This is a genomic window from Blastococcus deserti (assembly GCF_042682525.1).
Classification (GTDB): Bacteria; Actinomycetota; Actinomycetes; order Mycobacteriales; family Geodermatophilaceae; genus Blastococcus_B; species Blastococcus_B deserti.
The window spans coordinates 117,556-134,689 of record NZ_JBHUHP010000011.1; the positions used below are offsets into that span (position 1 = coordinate 117,556).

Sequence of the window (17,134 nt, forward strand, 5' to 3'; positions counted from 1 at the left end):
GGTGACCGAGGACGCCGGCAACGACGAGCGCCTGGCGTCGCGCACCCTGGGGGAGTCCGGGCCGCGGGTCGTCTTCGTCCACGGGCTCTTCGGCCAGGGCAAGAACTGGACGACGATCGCCAAGGGTATGGCCGACGGCCACCGCGTCACCCTGGTCGACCTCCCCAACCACGGGCACTCGCCGTGGACGGAACGGGTCGACTATCTCGACATGGTGCGGATGCTGGCCGCCGAGCTCGAGCAGCTGGGTGAGCCGGTGACCCTGGTCGGGCACTCGATGGGCGGCAAGGTGGCGATGCAGCTCGCCCTGCGCCGGCCCGAACTGCTCCGGGCGCTGGTCGTCGTGGACATCGCCCCCGTCGAGTACCCGCTGCAGGGAGGGCGCACGGACGACCCGGACGAGGAGGCCTCGCCGTTCGCCGCGTACATCCAGGCGATGCGGGCGATGGACCTCGACCGGCTGAGGACCCGCGAGGACGCCGACGCGGCGCTGAAGGAGGCCGTCCCCAGCCGGATGGTGCGCAGCTTCCTGCTGCAGAGCCTGGTCCGCGAGGGGCTGAGCGACCAGGAAGGGCGGCCCGCCCCCGGATGGCGCTGGCGGCTGAACCTGGAGCTGCTGGAGCGCGACCTCGAGGAGCTGCGCGGCTTCCCCGAGCCGCCGCCGGGAGCCACCTACGACGGGCCGGTGCTGTGGGTGGCCGGGGCGAACTCCAGCTACGTGCTCGACCGCGACCGGCCGCACATGGACGCCCTCTTCCCCGCCACCCGGCTGGTCCGCATCAAGAACGCCGGACACTGGGTGCACTCGGAGCAGCCCGAGATCTTCCTGACCACGCTCCGCCTCTTCCTGGAGCGGGTCGAGGCCCGCTGAGCCCGGTAGCCCCCGAGCACCCCGTGCCGCGGAACCAAGCTGGTCAGTCGCGGGAGCGGCGGCGGAACGCCGCGACGGCGAGCGGCGCGAAGATCGCGGTGAGCGCCAGCGACCAGGCGATCGACACGGCGACCGGGTGCTGCAGGGGCCACGCGGCGTCCGCCGGGGCGGGCAGGCCGTTGCCCCACAGCTCCCGGCAGGCCTGGGTGAGGGCCGACACCGGGTTCCACTCCGCGATGGCGCGCAGCCACGCGGGCATGCTCTCCGGCGGCGCGAAGGTGTTGGCGACGAACGTCAGCGGGAACATGACCGTGAACATGAAGCCCTGCACGGCCTCGACGGTCCGCATGAGCGAGCCGACCCAGATGCCGAGCCAGATGAGCGCGAACCCGAACAACAGCAGCAGCAGGAAGGCGAGCAGGCCGTCGAGGAGGCCGTTGCGCACCCGCCAGCCGATGAGCAGCCCGGTGAGCGCCATCACGACCACGCCGATGCTGGAGTGGATGAGGCTCGAGATGCTGCGGCCCACCAGCACCGCCGACCGCGGGACCGGCAGGGACTTGAACCGGTCGACGATCCCCTTCTGCAGGTCGCTGGTCAGTCCCATGGCCACGATCGCCGAGGAGAAGACCATGGTCTGCACCATGATCCCGGGCAGCAGGAACTCCTTGTAGTCCGCGCCGCGCACGGCGATCGCGCCGCCGAAGACGTAGGCGAACAGCAGCACGAACATCACCGACTGCACGGTGACGTCGAGCAGCATCTCCGGCATCCGCCGGATGTGCAGCAGGTTCCGCCACACGATCGTCGACGACGCCCGCAGGAGCGAGGGCGGCGAGATGGGCGGCCGCTCGGCCGGGGCCCGGGTCTTCTGCAGGACGGTCACGGCGTGACCCCTTCCGTCGTCTGGTCCGGATCGGCCGTGGGCTCGGCACGACGGCCGGTGAGGTGCAGGAACACGTCGTCGAGGCTCGGCCGGGCCAGTCCCAGGTCGTCGAGCTCGATACCGCTGGCCTCGAAGACGGCGGCGATCCGCGTCATGTCGGCCAGCCCGCCCGCCTGCGCGGTGAGCCGCCGGCTGCCCCGCTCCACGTGCACCTCGGGGGAGTGGGCGCGCATGAGCGCGGCGGCCTCGTCCAGGTCGTCGGCGTGGGTCAGCGTCACCACGACGCTGGCCTGTCCCGCCTGGTCCTTGAGCTGCGTGGGCGTGCCGGCGGCGATGACCTTGCCCTTGTCGACGACGATGATCTCGTCGGCGAGCTGGTCGGCCTCCTCCAGGTACTGCGTGGTCAGCACCAGCGTGGTGCCCTCGTCGACCAGTTCCCGGAGCACCTGCCAGAGCCCGGACCGGCTGTGCGGGTCCAGTCCCGTGGTCGGCTCGTCGAGGAACAGGATCGGCGGGGCGGCGAGCAGGCTGACCGCCAGGTCGAGCCGTCGCCGCATGCCCCCGGAGTAGGTCTTCGCCATCCGGTCGGCCGCGTCGAGCAGGTCGAAGCGGGACAGCAGCCGCTCGGTGGCCTCCCGGACGTACTTCTTCGACAGCCCGTAGAGGGCACCGATCAGCGCGAGGTTCTCCCGGCCGGTCAGGATCTCGTCGACCGTGGCCGCCTGGCCGGTGAGGCCCATGTTGCGGCGGACGTCGGTCGGCTGCCGCACGATGTCGAACCCGGCGACCCGGCCGGTGCCGCTCGTCGGCACGCTCAGCGTGGTGAGCATGCGCACGAGGGTGGTCTTGCCGGCGCCGTTGGGCCCGAGCAGGCCCAGCACCGACCCGGCGGGAACGACGAAGCTCACGTCGTCCACGGCCCGGTTGGTGCCGAACTGCTTGACCAGCTCGATCGCCTCGACCGCCGGTGCCGCGGTCATGCCGCCCGCCCTGGGTCTCGTCGTCCACCCCTGTCCGTCGTCATGGGGTGCAGCATGCCGCCGCCCACCGACAGAACCGCAAGGCCTTTTCGGTCCCGACGCGTCCGGTCGCGCCGCCGACCCGCTCCGGGCCAGGATCAGCGGCATGAGCGACGACCGTGCCGGTCAGCCCGCCCGGCCCAGCGATCTCATCGACGTCGCCGCGCTGGTGACCGCCTACTTCACGATCGAGCCCGATCCCGCCGAGCCGTCCCAGCAGGTGGCCTTCGGCACCTCGGGCCACCGGGGCTCGGCCTTCGACGCCGCGTTCAACGAGGCGCACATCCTCGCCACCACCCAGGCGATCTGCGAGTACCGCGCGGAGCGGGGCTACGACGGCCCGCTGTTCATCGGCCGGGACACCCACGCGCTGTCCGAACCGGCCTGGGCGAGCGCGCTCGAGGTCCTCGTGGGCAACGACGTGACGGTGCTGGTCGACGCGGCCGGCCGTTACACGCCGACGCCCGCGGTCAGCCACGCCATCCTCACCGCCAACCGGGGCAGGTCGTCCGGCCTCGCCGACGGCATCGTCGTCACGCCGTCGCACAACCCGCCCCGCGACGGCGGCTTCAAGTACAACCCGCCCGACGGCGGGCCCGCCGACACCGACGCCACCGGCTGGATCGCCGGGCGGGCCAACGACCTGCTGCGGGCCGGCCTGACCGGCGTCCGCCGCGTGCCGCTCGACCAGGCCCGCCGGGCGGCCCAGCCCTACGACTTCCTCGGCACCTACGTCGACGACCTGCCGAGCGTCGTCGACCTCGACGCCGTCCGCGACGCCGGGGTCCGGATCGGCGCCGATCCCCTCGGCGGGGCCAGCGTCGACTACTGGGCGGCGATCGCCGAGCGGCACCGCCTGGACCTCACGGTGGTGAACCCGCTGGTCGACCCGACGTGGCGGTTCATGACGCTGGACTGGGACGGGAAGATCCGGATGGACTGCTCCTCCCCCGCGGCCATGGCCTCCCTGGTCGGCCGCCGGCACGAGTTCCAGATCGCCACCGGCAACGACGCCGACGCCGACCGGCACGGCATCGTCACCCCCGACGGCGGCCTGATGAACCCCAACCACTTCCTCGCCGTCGCCATCGCCTACCTGCTCAGCCACCGGCCGGGCTGGTCGAAGGACACCGCCGTCGGCAAGACGCTGGTCTCCAGCTCGCTGATCGACCGGGTGGTGGCCGACCTCGGCCGCACGCTGGTCGAGGTCCCCGTGGGCTTCAAGTGGTTCGTGCCCGGGCTGCTCGACGGCAGGATCGGTTTCGGCGGGGAGGAGTCGGCCGGCGCCTCGTTCCTGCGGCGGGACGGCAGCGTCTGGACGACCGACAAGGACGGCATCCTCCTGGCCCTGCTCGCGTCCGAGATCCAGGCGGTGACCGGACGGTCGCCGTCCAGGCTGCACAAGCAGCTCACCGACCACTTCGGCGAGTCGGCGTACGCGCGCATCGACGCGCCGGCCACGCGGGAGGAGAAGGCGGCGCTGGGCAAGCTCTCCCCCGACGCCGTCACCGCCACCGAGCTGGCCGGCGAGCCGATCACCGCGAAGCTCACCCGCGCTCCCGGCAACGACGCCCCCATCGGCGGGCTGAAGGTCACCACGGAGAACGCCTGGTTCGCCGCCCGCCCGTCGGGCACCGAGGACGTGTACAAGATCTACGCGGAGTCGTTCAAGGGCCCCGACCACCTCGCGCAGGTGCAGGAGGAGGCCCGGGCCGTCGTCGGCGCGGCGCTGGGCGGCTGAGATGGACCCGGTCGCGCTGCTCCGCGAGCTCGTCGCACGCGTCACCGTCTCGGGGGAGGCGGGCCCGCAGCGGAACGCCCTGGGGCTGGTGACCGAGGCGCTGCTTGAACGGGCACCGCATCTCGAGGTCACCACGGGCCGCGACCCGGACCACCCGTGGACGCTGCTGCGCACGCCCACCGATCCGGGCCGGCCGCAGCTGCTGCTGGCCTGCCACGTGGACACCGTGCCGGTGCCCGACCCCGGCCGCTGGCAGAGCGACCCCTTCGGCGCCGACCTCGACGCCGGGCGGGTGTGGGGGCGGGGTGCGAGCGACATGAAGGCCGGCCTGGTCGCCGCTGCCGTGGCACTGGGGTCCGCCGATCCGGAGACCCCGATCGCCCTCCTGCTGACCAGCGACGAGGAGATCGGCTCCAAGGGGGCGGCCGCGGCGGCCGCGGCCCTGGCCGAGCAGCGGATCGGCGCCGTCGTCGTCCCGGAGGCCACGGGGAACCAGGTCGTCCTCGGTCACCGCGGAGCCCTGTGGCTGGCCGTGCGGACCGCCGGGCGGGCCGCCCACGGCAGCACGCCCGAGCGCGGGCACAACGCCGTCCTGGACCTCGTCGCGCTGCTGGGCCGGGTCGCCGGGCAGCTGCCGCTGCGCACCGACCCGTTCCTGGGCACCGAGACGTGGAACCCCGGGGTGGTGGCCGGCGGAACCGTGCCCAACGTCGTGCCCGACCGGGCCGAGGTGCTCGTGGACATGCGGACGGTCGCCGACGGCGGGCCGCTCCTGGCGTGGTGGCGGGCGCAGCCGGAGGTCGCCGACGTCGAGGTGCGGGTGGACCTGCCGCCGGTGGGCACCCCGGCGGACGACCCCTGGGTGGCCACCCTGCCGGCCCCGGTGCTCCCCGGGCCCGCCACCTACTTCACCGACGCCTCCGTCCTGGGAGCGGTCGTCCGGGGCGCGCCGATCGTCGTCTGGGGCCCGGGCACTCCCGCGGTCATGCACGCCGTCGACGAGTACGTGGAACTGGCCGAGCTCGAGCAGGCGACGGCGGCCTTCACCGCCGTGGCCGCGCGCTGGGGCCGCGCCGGCTGACCGGCTCAGTCGCGCGCCGCGACCCCCCGGCGGCCGTGGCGACGGCGGGCCTTGTCGGCGTACATCGCGTCGTCGGCCTCCCGGACCACCCGCTCGTACACATCACCGGGGTGGTCGCCGCCGGCCACCGAGCCGATGCCGATGCTCAGTCCCACCGACACCGTCCGCCCGCCGAGGGCCAGCGGCTCGGTGACCGACGCCCGCAGCCGGTCCGCCAGCACCTCGGCGTCGGCCGGCTCGGTGTTCTCGCAGACGATGCTGAACTCGTCGCCCCCCAGCCGGGCCGCGGTGTCGCTGGCCCGGAGGACCGACCGGAGCCGCTCCGCAAAGCTGACCAGCACGAGGTCGCCCATCGGGTGCCCCAGCTCGTCGTTGATGACCTTGAAGCCGTCGAGGTCGGTGATGAGCACGCAGGTGGGGGTGTTCTCCCGGCGGCCCCGCTCCAGCGCGTGCCAGAGCCGGTCCTGGAACAGCAGCCGGTTGGGCAGTCCGGTCAGCGGGTCGTGCAGCGAGCGGTGGACCAGCTGCGCCTCCAGCGCCTTCCGCTCGGTGATGTCCTCGACGATCATGACCAGGTGCGCGGCCAGCCCCTCGGGGCTCTCGGCCACCCACGAGGCCGTGACCTGTACGGGGACGTCGCTGCCGTCGGCCCGCTGCAGCCGGGTCTCGTGGCGCAGCGGCCGGGCCGGCCCGGCGATCCAGGCCGCGAACGCGTCGCCGGCGGCGGATGCGAAGTCCGGGTGCACCTGGTCGAGCACCGACCTCCCGTGCAGCTCCGCGGAGGTGCGGCCGAGCATCTCGCACAGCGCCGGGTTGGCGTCGACCAGGACGCCGGTGGGGGTGGTGAGCGCGACGCCCATCGGCGCGTTCGCGAACGCGCTGCGCCGGTCAGCCGCCGGCAGGGGTACGGCCACGTCGATCACACCTCATCTCCTCCCCCACCTCACATCTTGCGCGACCGATAGCCGGAAGGGCGCGCCGGGCGTCACGGAACCGTTCCGGGTCACCCGCCGGGGGGTCACCCCGGAGGTGCAGGATGCGGGGGACCACCGACAGTCGAGGAGGAACGCGCGTGAACGAGTTCGACCTGGTGCTGCCCGCCGCGGTCGACATCCGCGAGGTCGGCATGCGCGACGGGCTGCAGCTCGAGGCACCGGTGCCGCTGGAGGGGAAGCTGGCCATGCTGGAGGCGCTCGTGGCCACCGGCGTGCGGCGGATCGAGGCGACGTCCTTCGTCTCCCCCAAGGCCGTCCCCGCCCTGGCCGATGCCAACCAGGTCGCCGCGGAGCTCTCCCGCTGGGGCGACGTGCACTGGTCGGCGCTGGTGGCCAACGCCCGCGGCGCGGTCCGCGCCGTCGACGCCGGGGTCGCGCACCTCGAGTACGTCGTCTCGGCCTCCGACGGGCACAGCCGGGCCAACGCGGGCCGGTCGACGGCCGAGGCGGTGGCGGCGGTCGGCGAGATCGCCGGCCTGGCCCACGGCGCCGGCGGGTCCCTGGAGGTCATCATCGCCACCGCCTGGGACTGCCCCTTCGACGGCCGGACGCCGATCCCCCGCACCGTCGACGTGGCCCGCGCGGCCGTGACCGCGGGTGCCGACCAGCTGTGCCTGGGCGACACCATCGGCAGCACCGCCCCGCTGCGCGTGGTGCAGCTGCTCGACGCCGTCCGCCGTGCCTGCCCGGGGATCGCCGTCGGGGTGCACTTCCACGACACCCGCGGCACCGGCCAGGCGAACGCGCTCGCCGCGATCCAGGCCGGGGTCACCCAGCTGGACTCCTCCGTCGGTGGCCTCGGCGGCTGCCCGTTCGCGCCGGGGGCCAGCGGCAACATCGCTACCGAGGAGCTGGTCTACCAGCTGGAGGAGTCGGGGGTGCGGACCGGGCTGGACCTCGACGCTGTCCTCGCCGCGGCCCGGGTCACCGAGGAGGCCGTCGGCCACGACCTGCCCAGTTCGCTCTACCGGGCGGGAGGCCGGTCGGTCCCGCGGCCGCTGGAGGCCCGGTGACCGTGCCGGACCCCGTGGGCACGCCGCGGATCGTCGACCCACGGCTCATGCGCGAGGTGCTCGGGCACTTCGCCTCCGGCGTCACCGTGGTCACCGCCGACACCGCCGAGGGCCCGATCGGTTTCACCTGCCAGTCGTTCAGCTCCCTCTCGCTCGACCCGCCCCTGGTCGCGTTCGCCCCGGCCCGGACGTCGCGCACCTGGGCCCGGCTGCGCGAGATCGGCCGGTTCTGCGTCAACGTGCTGGCCGAGGACCAGGACGCCGTCTCGCAGAACTTCGCCCGCTCGGGGGCCGACAAGTTCGCCGGCGTCCGCTGGACGCCGAGCCCCCACGGGTCGCCGGTCCTCGACGACGTCGTCGCCTGGATCGACGGCCGGCTGTGGGCCGAGTACGACGGTGGCGACCACACCATCGTCGTCGCCCGGGTCTTGGACCTCGGCGCCCACCCGGACCGGCGGCCGTTGCTCTACCACCGCGGGAGCTACGGCCTGCTGCATCGCAGCGAGGCCTAGGTTCGGCGCAGCCGCCCCTCAGCCGAAGCGGACGGCGATCAGCGCGACGTCGTCCCGGTGGTCCAGGCCACCGCTCACGGCGGCGTCGCACAGCTCGCGGGGCCCGGCGCCGGGCGGCGCGGCGGCCAGCCGCTCGCGCAGCTCGGCGATGCCGTGGTCGAGGTCCGCGCCGGGCCGCTCGATCAGCCCGTCGGTGTACGCGACGAGCGTCGAGCCCGGCGGCACCTCGAGGACCACGGTGTCGCGCTCGATGGCGGTGGCCACGCCGACCAGCATCCCGGTGATTCCCTCCAGCAGCCGCATCTCGCCGTCCGGCGCGCGGAGGAGCATCGGCGGGTGGCCGGCGTTGGCCACGTGCAGCTGCCACGGCGCACCGGGCGAGGACGGCCGGATCGCCCGCGCGTAGACCATCGTGGCCAGCGGGGCGACCCGCAGTCCCTGCACCAGCCGGTCGACGCGGGCGAGCACTCTTCCGGGGTCGGGGTCCTCGGCGTCCCAGACGCAGGCGCGCAGGACACCGCGTAGGTGCCCCATCGCGGCGGCCGCGGCCACGTCGTGCCCCACGACGTCCCCCACGACGATGCCGACGGAGCCGTCCGGCAGGTCGAGCAGGTCGTAGAAGTCGCCGCCGACGTCGGCCGCCGACGAGGCGCTGACGTAGTGCGCTGCCGCCTCGATGCCGCGGATCTCGGGCAGGACCGGCAGCAGCGAGCGCTGCAGCGTGTCTGCGACCGTGTGCTCCCGCTGGTAGAGCCGCACGTTGTCCATCGCCAGCGCGGCACGCCCGGTGAGGTCCTCGACCAGCTCGAGGTCCTCGCGGGTGAAGGCCTGGCCGGCAGAGCTCCGGACGAGTGCGATGGCACCCAGCGTCCGGCGCCGGGCGACCATCGGAACGGTCAGGACCGAGCTGCCGCCCAGCCGCCGGAAGGCCTTCCGCGCGCCCGGGGAGGTGACCGCCTCCTCCAGGATCTCCTGGGTCACCTCCGGGAGCAGTACCGGCTGCGACGTCGCGATGCTCCGCCGGCTCGGCGACATCGGCGGCAGGTGCAGCACGTGCAGCGAGGTGAACTCCTGCAGGTCGGCCTCGCGGCCGTCGCGGTGGCGGGCCACGGCGTCACGGATCCCGCCGTACTCGTCGAGCAGCGTGACGTAGACCCAGTCGGCCAGGTGAGGGACGCACATGCGGGCCAGCCGGTCCAGCAGCTCGGTCATGTCCAGCGTGGCGATGAGCGTGCTGGTCGCCTCGGCCATCAGGGCCAGACGCTCCTGGGCCCGCTCGGCCTCACGCTGGGCGCGCTCCGCGTCCGTGCGGGCCTGCTCCGCGACCGCGCGGGCCAGCTCGGCCTCCTGCCGGGCGGCCTGCTCGGCGGCGAAGGCCACCTCCCGTTCGCGCTCCACCCGCACCCGCTCGGTGACGTCGGTCTGGACGCCGACGAAGCTGACCAGGTCGCCCGCGCCGTCGAAGACGGGGCTGACCGACAGCTGGTTCCAGAAGGCGGTCCCGTCCTTGCGGTAGTTCAGCAGCGTCGTGGTGACCGTCCGACGCGCCCGCAGACCGGCGCGGATCTCCGCCACGGCGGCCGGATCGGTGGCCGGGCCCTGCAGGAAGCGGCAGTTGCGCCCGATCGCCTCCTCGATCTCGTACCCGGTGACCCGGGTGAAGGAGGGGTTGACCCAGATCAGCGGGTTGTCCGGCTGACGGGGATCGGTGATCGTGAACGTGATGTCGGTGGCGATGACGGCCCGCTCACGCAGCGCCTGCAGGTAGGCGTCCGGGTCGTCGACCTCCTCCGGCGGGTCGAGCTGCAGGAAGACGACGAGCGACAGCTGCTCCTCGGTCCCGGCCTGGGACAGCGGGAACCCGGTGACCCACAGCAGCTGGTCGGAGAACTCGTCCGCGGCGCCGGCCCGCTCGGGCTCGGTGCTCGTCCTGGGCGACAGGCGGACCGCCTCTCCGCTGACCGGGCGGCCCTGGGCCACCGCCGACAGCGGCCCGCTGCTGCTGGCCAGCGGTGCCCCGGAGAGATCGGTCAGCCCGGCCGAGGCGCCCCACGTGTCGACGTCCACCGGCAGGTGGACGTTGCCCGCCAGCTCCACCGCCGCGGTGTTGGCGTACACGACCGAGCCGGCCTTCTGGTCGATGACGAGGACCGCCACGGGCACGTCGGCCAGCACGCCCGGCAGGCTCGCGTGCGCGCCGGCACGTCCGCCGTGCCCGGAGACGGCGGCGCTCGCGGCCGTGACGATGCCCGCCTGCTGGTCGAGCACCGGATCGGCCTCATGTGCCGCCGATCCCAGCGACCCGGCCGCCGCCCCCGGTGCGCGGTCGGGCGGGGGAGAGGACGCGGGGCGGTCGCGCTCGAACGGCACGAGGCCATCTAACCGTGTACCAGGTAACGCCCTCCCACGAGGCACCGGCGGCGCTGACCTGCGGAGAAGCACCGGCGTGTGGGCGGGCCGACCACGGGGAACGGCTCGACCGCCCCGTTCGTCACCCGAGCGGGCACCCGCACCCGCGTGGACACGGCGAGAGGAACCACCATGGGACTGCTCGATCGCCTCTTCGGTCGGCGATCCTCCGGACACCAGCAGTACGGCGGGCAGTACGGCGGTGCCCACGGCGGGGGGTACGCGCCCGAGCACCACGCGCAGCAGCCGGCGACCCGGCGGGGCGAGCAGTTGTCCGACGAGCAGGCGATCGCCCGCTACCGGTACCTGTTGCGCACCGCTCCCCCGGAGCAGATCGAGCAGGCGCACGCCGAGGCGTTCGCCCAGCTCACGGTCGACCAGCGGCAGCAGGTCCTGGCCCAGCTGGCCGCCGCGGTGCCCGCCGGGGAACGCCCGCGCACCGACGACCCCGAGACGCTGGCCCGGGTCGCCACCCGCGCGGAGATGCGTCAGCCGGGCACCCTGGAACGCGCGCTGGGCGGATACAGCCCCGGGCACGGCGGTGGATACGGCCCCGGGTACGGCGGTGGCTACGGCCGTGGCGGCTACGGCTACGGGCCCGGCTACGGCGGGCCCGGCATCGGCGGCATGATCGGCGGCAGCCTGCTCGGCACGATCGGTGGCCTGGTCATCGGCACAGCCGTCGCGGATGCGCTGTTCGACACCGGGATCGGCGACGGCGGCCTGTTCGGCGGCGGCGACGAGGAGGCCTACGCCGAGGGCTACCAGGACGGTGCGGGGGCCGAGGGGTCGGGCGACTACGGCGGGGACCCGAATGCCGACTTCGCCGGTGGCGCCGACAACGGCTGGGACGGCGGCGGCGACTACGGGGACTTCGGCGGCGGGGACTTCGGCGGCGGGGAGTTCTGAGCCCGCGCGGGGAGCCCGCGCAGCACCAGCACCAGCCCGAGCACCGGCAGCACCAGCGGGACGAAGTAGTACCCGCGGCCGTACGCCGACCAGACCGTCTCGTCGGGGAAGGCGGCCGGGTCGACCAGCGAGAGCGTCCCCACCACGAGCACGCCGATCAGCTCGACGGTGATCGCGGCCAGCGCCGTCCGCCGTCCGCGCCGTCCACGGGCGAGGCCGACCGTGGCCACCACGTAGACGGCGGCGGCGAACGCCGACAGCAGGTAGGCGACCGGGGCCTCGCCGAACCGGGTCGCGATCTGCACCGCGGCCCGCGCCCCGGCGGCCAGCGCGAACGTGCCGTAGAGCGCCACGAGGACGCGACCGGGCCCGGTCGTCCCGGTTCCGGCCCCGCCGCGCTCGGCCGGCGCGCCGAGCGCCTTCCCCTCACGCACCGGTGGCCTCCCACAGCTGCAGCAGGCGCCAGACCATGACGCCGACGACCGCCCCTGCCACCGCGAGCACGGTTCCCGCCCAGCGGGTCCGCTCGGCGCGTGCCCACAGCACGCCGACCACCGGGACGAGGAGCACCCCCACCAGGTAGCTCAGGAACGTCGGGGTGTCCGCCGGCCGGTCGCCGGCGACCAGGGCGGCCGTCGCCAGGGCGGCCTGCAGCAGGAGGAGCGCTTCCAGCAGTCCGGCGGCTCCCAGGTGCACCAGGCCGATCCGCCGCCGGGCGAGGGTGGACAGCGCCCCGAGCAGCGCGAGGACGACGGCGGCGACCGTGATAGTGCCGACGAGGAACGGCGTCACCGGCGGGTTTCCCGGGGGACGGCGTCGTTCGGCACCTCGCCATCCTCCCGCGCGACCCGGCCCGGGCGGCGCCGGGGTCAGCGCCTCCCTGCGGCGGTCATGAAGTCTCGGGGGCGACACGCGGGTGCCGACGGGCGTGTCGCCCCCGGAGGTCCATGATCGCCGACTGCCAGGGTCCTTATCGGTGGACGGTGGACATGTCCGGGTAGCGGTCGCCCTGGGCCGCACCGACCGGCGCGGCCTCGTCCAGCCGGCGCAGGTCCTCGTCGGTCAGCACGATGTCGGCGGCCGCCGCGTTCTCCTCCAGGTAGGCGACCCGCTTGGTGCCGGGGATCGGCACGATCGGGGGGTTGCCGCGCCGGTCGCTCCCGGCCATGACCCAGGCGAGGGCCAGCTGCGAGGCGGTCACGCCCTTCTCGACGGCGATCTCGCGCACCCGGTCGACCAGCCGCAGGTTCTGCTCGAAGGCCGGCCCCTGGAAGCGGGGGTTGCGCCGGCGGAAGTCGTCCGGCGCGAGGTCGTCGAGGCTGCGGATCCGCCCCGAGAGGAAGCCGCGGCCGATCGGTGAGTACGCCACGAACCCGATCCCCAGCTCGGCGCACGTGGCCAGGACGCCGTTCTCCTCGGGATCGCGGGTCCACAGCGAGTACTCGGTCTGCACCGCCGTCACCGGCTGGACCGCGTGCGCCCGGCGGATGGTCTCCGGCATCGCCTCCGAGATGCCCGCGAAGCGGATCTTCCCGGCCTCAACCAGCTCCCGCAGGGCACCCCAGGTGTCCTCCACGGGGACGGTGGTGTCCACGCGGTGCTGGTAGTACAGGTCGATGACGTCGATGCCCAGCCGCTGCAGCGAGGCGTCGCACGCGCGCCGTACGTAGTCGGGCTTGCCGTTGATGCCACGGAACGAGCCGTCCTCGCCCCGTTCGTTGCCGAACTTCGTCGCGAGCACGACCTCGTCCCGGCGGCCGGCGATCGCCTGCCCGACGAGGCGCTCGTTGGTGAGCGGCCCGTACATGTCGGCGGTGTCGAGGAAGGTGACGCCGAGGTCCAGCGCCCGCCGGATGGTGCGTTCGGCCTCCGCCACGGCTTCCGGGCCGTCGCCCGGCCCGTAGAACTCGCTCATCCCCATGCAGCCCAGCCCCTGGGCCGAGACGGTCAGCCCGCCGAGCATCCGTGTGCGCATGGCCCGCTCCTGCCCGGGCGGTACCCGGCAGTAACCCCCCTGCGCGCGCGTCGTTGAGGCAGCGCACGAACACCTGGTCGCCCAGTCCGGCATGCCGCCCGTGATCCCGCCCCGTGATCCAGCGAGGAGTCCCATGAACCCGTCGTTGCGCCGAACCCTCGCGGTGGGGGGCCTGTCCGTCGTCACGGCGGGTCTGCTCGCCGCCCCCGCCCAGGCCGTCCCCGCCACCGATCCGCCGGCCCCCGTGCAAGACTTCCTGGCCGGCCAGCTGGGCAGGCTGACCGGCGAGACGACGGTCCTGGTGCACGGCACCGACATCGGCGCCGCCCGCGCCGCCGTCGCCGCCACGGGGATGCGCTTGGTCACCGAGTTCGAGCGCATCGGCGTCGCGGTGGCCACCGGCACGGCCGACCAGATCGAGGCGGCCCGCGCCGAGCCGGGTGTCACCTACCTCGAGGGCAACACCCCGATCGCGTTCACCCAGGAGACCTCCAACACCGCCACCCGCGGGGCCGAGGCGGTGCGGACGCTCAGGGGAGCCGACGGCGGGGCGCTGGACGGTCGCGGCGTCTCGGTGGCGGTGATCGACTCCGGGGTGGACCCCACGCACCCGTACTTCCGGAACCAGGACGGCAGCAGCGCCGTCGTCGCCAACCTGAAGAGCCTGTGCCTGGTCGAGTCCGACACCAGCCCCGACTGCGTCGTCGAGGTGCCGTCCTCCGTCGACACGGACACGGTCTCCGGGGGCGGGCACGGCACGCACGTGAACGGCATCGTGGCGGGCCGGCCGACCACCCTCTCGGACGGCTCCACGCTCTCGGGGGCCGCGCCCGGGGCGAGCCTGGTCTCGATATCCACCGGCGCGGTGCTGCTGATCGTGGGTGCGGACTCCGCCCTCAACTGGGTCCTCGAGAACCACGAGGCGCCGTGCGGTGCCGACGTCTCCGCCGGGGTCTGCCCGCCCATCAAGGTCACCAACAACTCCTACGGCCCGGTGGGCGGCGGGGAGTTCGACCCGAACTCGGCCACGGTGAAGCTGCAGCGCGCACTCGCCGCCGAGGGCGTGGTGACCGTGTGGGCGGCCGGGAACGACGGCGGGGACGGCTCGGAGTCGCTGACCAACCCCGCCGGTCAGGACCCGACGGGGGGCATCCTCTCGGTGGCGTCCTACTACGACGAGGACACCGGCGCCCGGGACGGCGTCGTGAGCGAGTACTCCTCGCGCGGTGCGGCGGCCGACCCCTCCACCTGGCCCGACCTCTCCGCCCCGGGGGAGAACATCACGTCGGCGTGCCGGCCGTACCTGCCGATCTGCGCCATCGGCCTGGACTTCCGGGACGGCCCGGGAGCCCTGGACGTGGGCACGTTCAACACCATCAGCGGCACGTCGATGGCCGCACCGCACATCGCCGGCATCGTCGCCCAGCTCTTCCAGGCAGACCCGACGGCCACCCCCGCCGAGATCGAGGCGGCGCTGAAGAGCACGGCCCACCGGTACGCCGACGGGGCGCCGTACACGGCGGTCGGCGGGTACCCGACGTCCTTCGACAAGGGCACGGGGCTCGTCGACGTCGTCGCGGCGGCGCAGGCGCTGACGGGCTCGACCGAGGCACAGCAGACGCGGCGCCCGGCACGCGCGGGCGGGCCGAAGAACCGCCGCTGATCCCCTGCCGGTGGCGAGGGCGGCCCCGACGGGGCCGTCCTCGCCCTGTTCCACGTGGAACCTCCCGGCGACGGTCGTCCCGCTCCGGTGATCTTGCTCTCGACGAGCATGGAGCATGCGACACGGGTTAGATCAGGTTGCATGTGCGGCCTCTGTGGCGAGATCACGTTCGACGGGTCGATGGCCGACACGACCGCGGTCGCCCGCATGGTCGAGTCCCTGGTTCCCCGCGGCCCGGACGGTCAGGGCTCCTGGAGCAACGGGCGGGTCGCCTTCGGGCACCGCCGGCTCTCGGTCATCGACCTCTCCTCCTGCGGCTCCCAGCCGATGGTGGACAACGAGCTGGGCTTGACGGCCGTCTTCAACGGCTGCATCTACGACTACAAGGAGCTGCGGGCAGAGCTGGAGGGCCACGGCTACCGCTTCTTCTCCCACAGCGACACCGAGGTGATCCTCAAGGGCTACCACCACTGGGGGACCGACGTCGTCTCGCACCTGCACGGGATGTTCGCGTTCGTCATCCACGAGCGCGACACCGGTCGGGTCGTCATGGCCCGCGACCGGCTCGGCATCAAGCCGCTCTACTTGGCGGAGAGCCCGAAGCGCCTCCGGTTCGCCTCCACGCTGCCGGCGCTGCTGAAGGCGGGCGACGTCGACACCTCGATCGACCCGGTCGCGCTGCACCACTACCTGACCTGGCACGCCGTCGTCCCGGCGCCGCGGACGATCCTGGCCGGCGTCCGCAAGCTGCCCCCGGCCACCGTGCGGGTGATCGAGCCCGACGGTTCCAGCACCGAGCACCGCTACTGGGACGCCACCTACGAGCGCCGCCCGGAGCACGCCTCCTGGTCGGCCCGCGACTGGGAGGACGCGATCGAGGAGGCGCTCCGGGTCGCGGTCCGCCGGCGGCTGGTCGCCGACATCCCGGTCGGGGTGCTGCTGTCCGGCGGCCTGGACTCCAGCTTGATCGTCGGCCTGCTGGCGCAGGAGGGCCAGACCGGCCTGGCCACCTACAGCATCGGGTTCGAGTCCGTGGGTGGGCGCGAGGGCGACGAGTTCGCGTACTCCGACGTGATCGCCGAGCACTTCAGCACGGACCACCACCGCATCCGGGTGACGTCCGACGAGTTGTCGGCCGCGCTCGGCCACGCCATCGGGGCGATGGCCGAGCCGATGGTCAGCCACGACGTCGTGGCCTTCGACCTGCTCAGCGAACGGGTCAGCGAGACCATCCGCGTGGTCCAGTCGGGGCAGGGCGCCGACGAGGTCTTCGCCGGCTACCACTGGTACCCGCCGCTGGCCGGCGTCGGCCGCGAGGAGGCGGTGGAGCGGTACGCCCGGGCCTTCTTCGACCGGGACCACGCCCAGCTGCGAAGGGTCGTGTCCGACCGGTACGCCCTCGACGAGGACCCGAGCCTGGCGTTCGTGCGCGACCACATGTCGCGGCCCGGTGCCGAGACCGCCGTCGACGCCGCGCTGCGGCTGGACAGCGAGGTCATGCTCGTGGACGACCCGGTCAAGCGCGTGGACAACATGTCCATGGCGTGGGGCCTGGAGGCCCGGGTGCCCTTCCTCGACCACGACCTAGTGGAGCTCGCGGCGATGTGCCCGCCCGAGCTGAAGCTGGCCGACGGCGGCAAGGGGGTGCTCAAGGCGATCGGCCGCCGGATCATCCCGCCGGAGGTGATCGACCGCCCGAAGGGGTACTTCCCCGTGCCGGCGATCACCCACCTGGAGGGCAAGGTGCTCGGCCTCGTCCGCGACGCCCTGACCAGCGACGCCGCCCGGGACCGTGCGCTGTTCCGCCCGGAGTACGTCGACGAGCTGCTCGCCGACCCCAACGGCGAGCTCACCCCGCTGCGCGGGAACAAGCTGTGGCAGCTGGGCCTGCTCGAGCTGTGGCTCCAGAGCCACGCGGTCTGAGGCGGTGACTGTGGCTCGACTCCGGATTGCCGGGCAGCGGCGCCGCACGGCCGTCCCGGCCACGCCCGCACTGACCAGCCGGTCCTGGCACGAGCCGACGGCGCACGAGATCGAGGGCATGGGGACCGACGTCGTCC

15 protein-coding genes are annotated in these 17,134 nt (G+C 73.8%); 8 read left to right on the forward strand and 7 right to left on the reverse strand.

The window, feature by feature from the left end; translation table 11 throughout:
* Position 1 precedes the first annotated feature (1 nt).
* Positions 2–871, forward strand: a complete 870-nt coding sequence (locus tag ACFSHS_RS13560) for an alpha/beta fold hydrolase (RefSeq protein WP_376876794.1) — start codon at positions 2–4, stop codon at positions 869–871.
* 43 nt (positions 872–914) lie between these two features.
* Here the strand turns inward: ACFSHS_RS13560 and ACFSHS_RS13565 are convergent, their stop codons facing one another.
* Both ACFSHS_RS13565 and ACFSHS_RS13570 read right to left on the reverse strand, forming a co-directional pair.
* Positions 915–1,757: an ABC transporter permease gene (locus tag ACFSHS_RS13565; protein WP_376876797.1), complete on the reverse strand. Its 843-nt coding sequence runs from the start codon at positions 1,755–1,757 to the stop codon at positions 915–917.
* On the reverse strand, positions 1,754–2,737 hold the full coding sequence (locus tag ACFSHS_RS13570) for an ATP-binding cassette domain-containing protein (protein ID WP_376876800.1): 984 nt from the start codon (positions 2,735–2,737) through the stop codon (positions 1,754–1,756). The genes ACFSHS_RS13565 and ACFSHS_RS13570 overlap by 4 nt, the downstream gene beginning before the upstream one ends.
* A gap of 145 nt (positions 2,738–2,882) precedes the next feature.
* On the opposite strand from ACFSHS_RS13570, the gene pgm reads away from it, so the two are divergent.
* Both pgm and ACFSHS_RS13580 read left to right on the forward strand, forming a co-directional pair.
* On the forward strand, positions 2,883–4,517 hold the full coding sequence (gene pgm / locus ACFSHS_RS13575) for a phosphoglucomutase (alpha-D-glucose-1,6-bisphosphate-dependent) (RefSeq protein ID WP_376876803.1): 1,635 nt from the start codon (positions 2,883–2,885) through the stop codon (positions 4,515–4,517).
* 1 nt (position 4,518) lies between these two features.
* Positions 4,519–5,598 (forward strand): M20 family metallopeptidase, encoded by a 1,080-nt coding sequence (locus ACFSHS_RS13580; RefSeq protein ID WP_376876806.1) that lies wholly within the window; start codon positions 4,519–4,521, stop codon positions 5,596–5,598.
* Between the two features lie 5 nt (positions 5,599–5,603).
* Here the strand turns inward: ACFSHS_RS13580 and ACFSHS_RS13585 are convergent, their stop codons facing one another.
* A complete protein-coding gene (locus tag ACFSHS_RS13585) occupies positions 5,604–6,521 on the reverse strand; it encodes a diguanylate cyclase domain-containing protein (protein WP_376876809.1) in 918 nt (305 codons plus the stop codon).
* 149 nt (positions 6,522–6,670) lie between these two features.
* Here ACFSHS_RS13585 and ACFSHS_RS13590 point away from each other — a divergent pair, with 149 nt between their 5' ends.
* Together ACFSHS_RS13590 and ACFSHS_RS13595 are read left to right on the forward strand one after the other, a co-directional pair.
* Positions 6,671–7,606 (forward strand): hydroxymethylglutaryl-CoA lyase, encoded by a 936-nt coding sequence (locus ACFSHS_RS13590; RefSeq protein ID WP_376876812.1) that lies wholly within the window; start codon positions 6,671–6,673, stop codon positions 7,604–7,606.
* A complete protein-coding gene (locus ACFSHS_RS13595; protein ID WP_376876815.1) occupies positions 7,603–8,118 on the forward strand; it encodes a flavin reductase family protein in 516 nt (171 codons plus the stop codon). Before ACFSHS_RS13590 ends, ACFSHS_RS13595 begins: the two co-directional genes overlap by 4 nt.
* 18 nt (positions 8,119–8,136) lie before the next feature.
* On the opposite strand, the gene ACFSHS_RS13600 is transcribed toward ACFSHS_RS13595, so the two are convergent.
* Positions 8,137–10,488, reverse strand: coding sequence for a SpoIIE family protein phosphatase (locus ACFSHS_RS13600; protein WP_376876818.1), 2,352 nt, complete (start codon positions 10,486–10,488; stop codon positions 8,137–8,139).
* A 171-nt stretch (positions 10,489–10,659) separates the two neighbouring features.
* Between ACFSHS_RS13600 and ACFSHS_RS13605 the strand changes: the two genes are divergently transcribed.
* Positions 10,660–11,436: a hypothetical protein gene (locus ACFSHS_RS13605; RefSeq protein WP_376876821.1), complete on the forward strand. Its 777-nt coding sequence runs from the start codon at positions 10,660–10,662 to the stop codon at positions 11,434–11,436.
* Here the strand turns inward: ACFSHS_RS13605 and ACFSHS_RS13610 are convergent.
* The 3 genes from ACFSHS_RS13610 to ACFSHS_RS13620 form a co-directional block, all read right to left on the reverse strand.
* Positions 11,391–11,870: a hypothetical protein gene (locus tag ACFSHS_RS13610; protein ID WP_376876824.1), complete on the reverse strand. Its 480-nt coding sequence runs from the start codon at positions 11,868–11,870 to the stop codon at positions 11,391–11,393. The two genes, ACFSHS_RS13605 and ACFSHS_RS13610, sit on opposite strands and share 46 nt — an antisense overlap.
* Complete coding sequence (locus ACFSHS_RS13615; protein ID WP_376876826.1) at positions 11,863–12,228, reverse strand: hypothetical protein; 366 nt, start codon at positions 12,226–12,228, stop codon at positions 11,863–11,865. Before ACFSHS_RS13615 ends, ACFSHS_RS13610 begins: the two co-directional genes overlap by 8 nt.
* Positions 12,229–12,406: 178 nt before the next feature.
* On the reverse strand, positions 12,407–13,411 hold the full coding sequence (locus ACFSHS_RS13620) for an aldo/keto reductase (protein ID WP_376876829.1): 1,005 nt from the start codon (positions 13,409–13,411) through the stop codon (positions 12,407–12,409).
* Positions 13,412–13,544: 133 nt separating this feature from the next.
* On the opposite strand from ACFSHS_RS13620, the gene ACFSHS_RS13625 reads away from it, so the two are divergent.
* Together ACFSHS_RS13625 and ACFSHS_RS13630 are read left to right on the forward strand one after the other, a co-directional pair.
* Positions 13,545–15,074: a S8 family serine peptidase gene (locus tag ACFSHS_RS13625; protein ID WP_376876832.1), complete on the forward strand. Its 1,530-nt coding sequence runs from the start codon at positions 13,545–13,547 to the stop codon at positions 15,072–15,074.
* A 141-nt stretch (positions 15,075–15,215) separates the two neighbouring features.
* The gene (locus ACFSHS_RS13630) at positions 15,216–16,997 is read left to right on the forward strand and encodes an N-acetylglutaminylglutamine amidotransferase (RefSeq protein WP_376876835.1); all 1,782 of its coding nucleotides are present in this window, start codon (positions 15,216–15,218) and stop codon (positions 16,995–16,997) included.
* The last annotated feature ends 137 nt before the right edge of the window (positions 16,998–17,134 follow it).

Excerpts from the sequence above, each read along its gene's own strand:
- ACFSHS_RS13570 (WP_376876800.1), bottom strand. The coding sequence starts at position 2,737 with ATGACCGCGGCACCGGCGGTCGAGGCGATCGAGCTGGTCAAGCAGTTC.
- pgm (WP_376876803.1), top strand. The coding sequence starts at position 2,883 with ATGAGCGACGACCGTGCCGGTCAGCCCGCCCGGCCCAGCGATCTCATC.
- ACFSHS_RS13580 (WP_376876806.1), top strand. The coding sequence starts at position 4,519 with ATGGACCCGGTCGCGCTGCTCCGCGAGCTCGTCGCACGCGTCACCGTC.
- ACFSHS_RS13605 (WP_376876821.1), top strand. The coding sequence starts at position 10,660 with ATGGGACTGCTCGATCGCCTCTTCGGTCGGCGATCCTCCGGACACCAG.
- ACFSHS_RS13620 (WP_376876829.1), bottom strand. The coding sequence starts at position 13,411 with ATGCGCACACGGATGCTCGGCGGGCTGACCGTCTCGGCCCAGGGGCTG.
- ACFSHS_RS13625 (WP_376876832.1), top strand. The coding sequence starts at position 13,545 with ATGAACCCGTCGTTGCGCCGAACCCTCGCGGTGGGGGGCCTGTCCGTC.
- ACFSHS_RS13630 (WP_376876835.1), top strand. The coding sequence starts at position 15,216 with ATGTGCGGCCTCTGTGGCGAGATCACGTTCGACGGGTCGATGGCCGAC.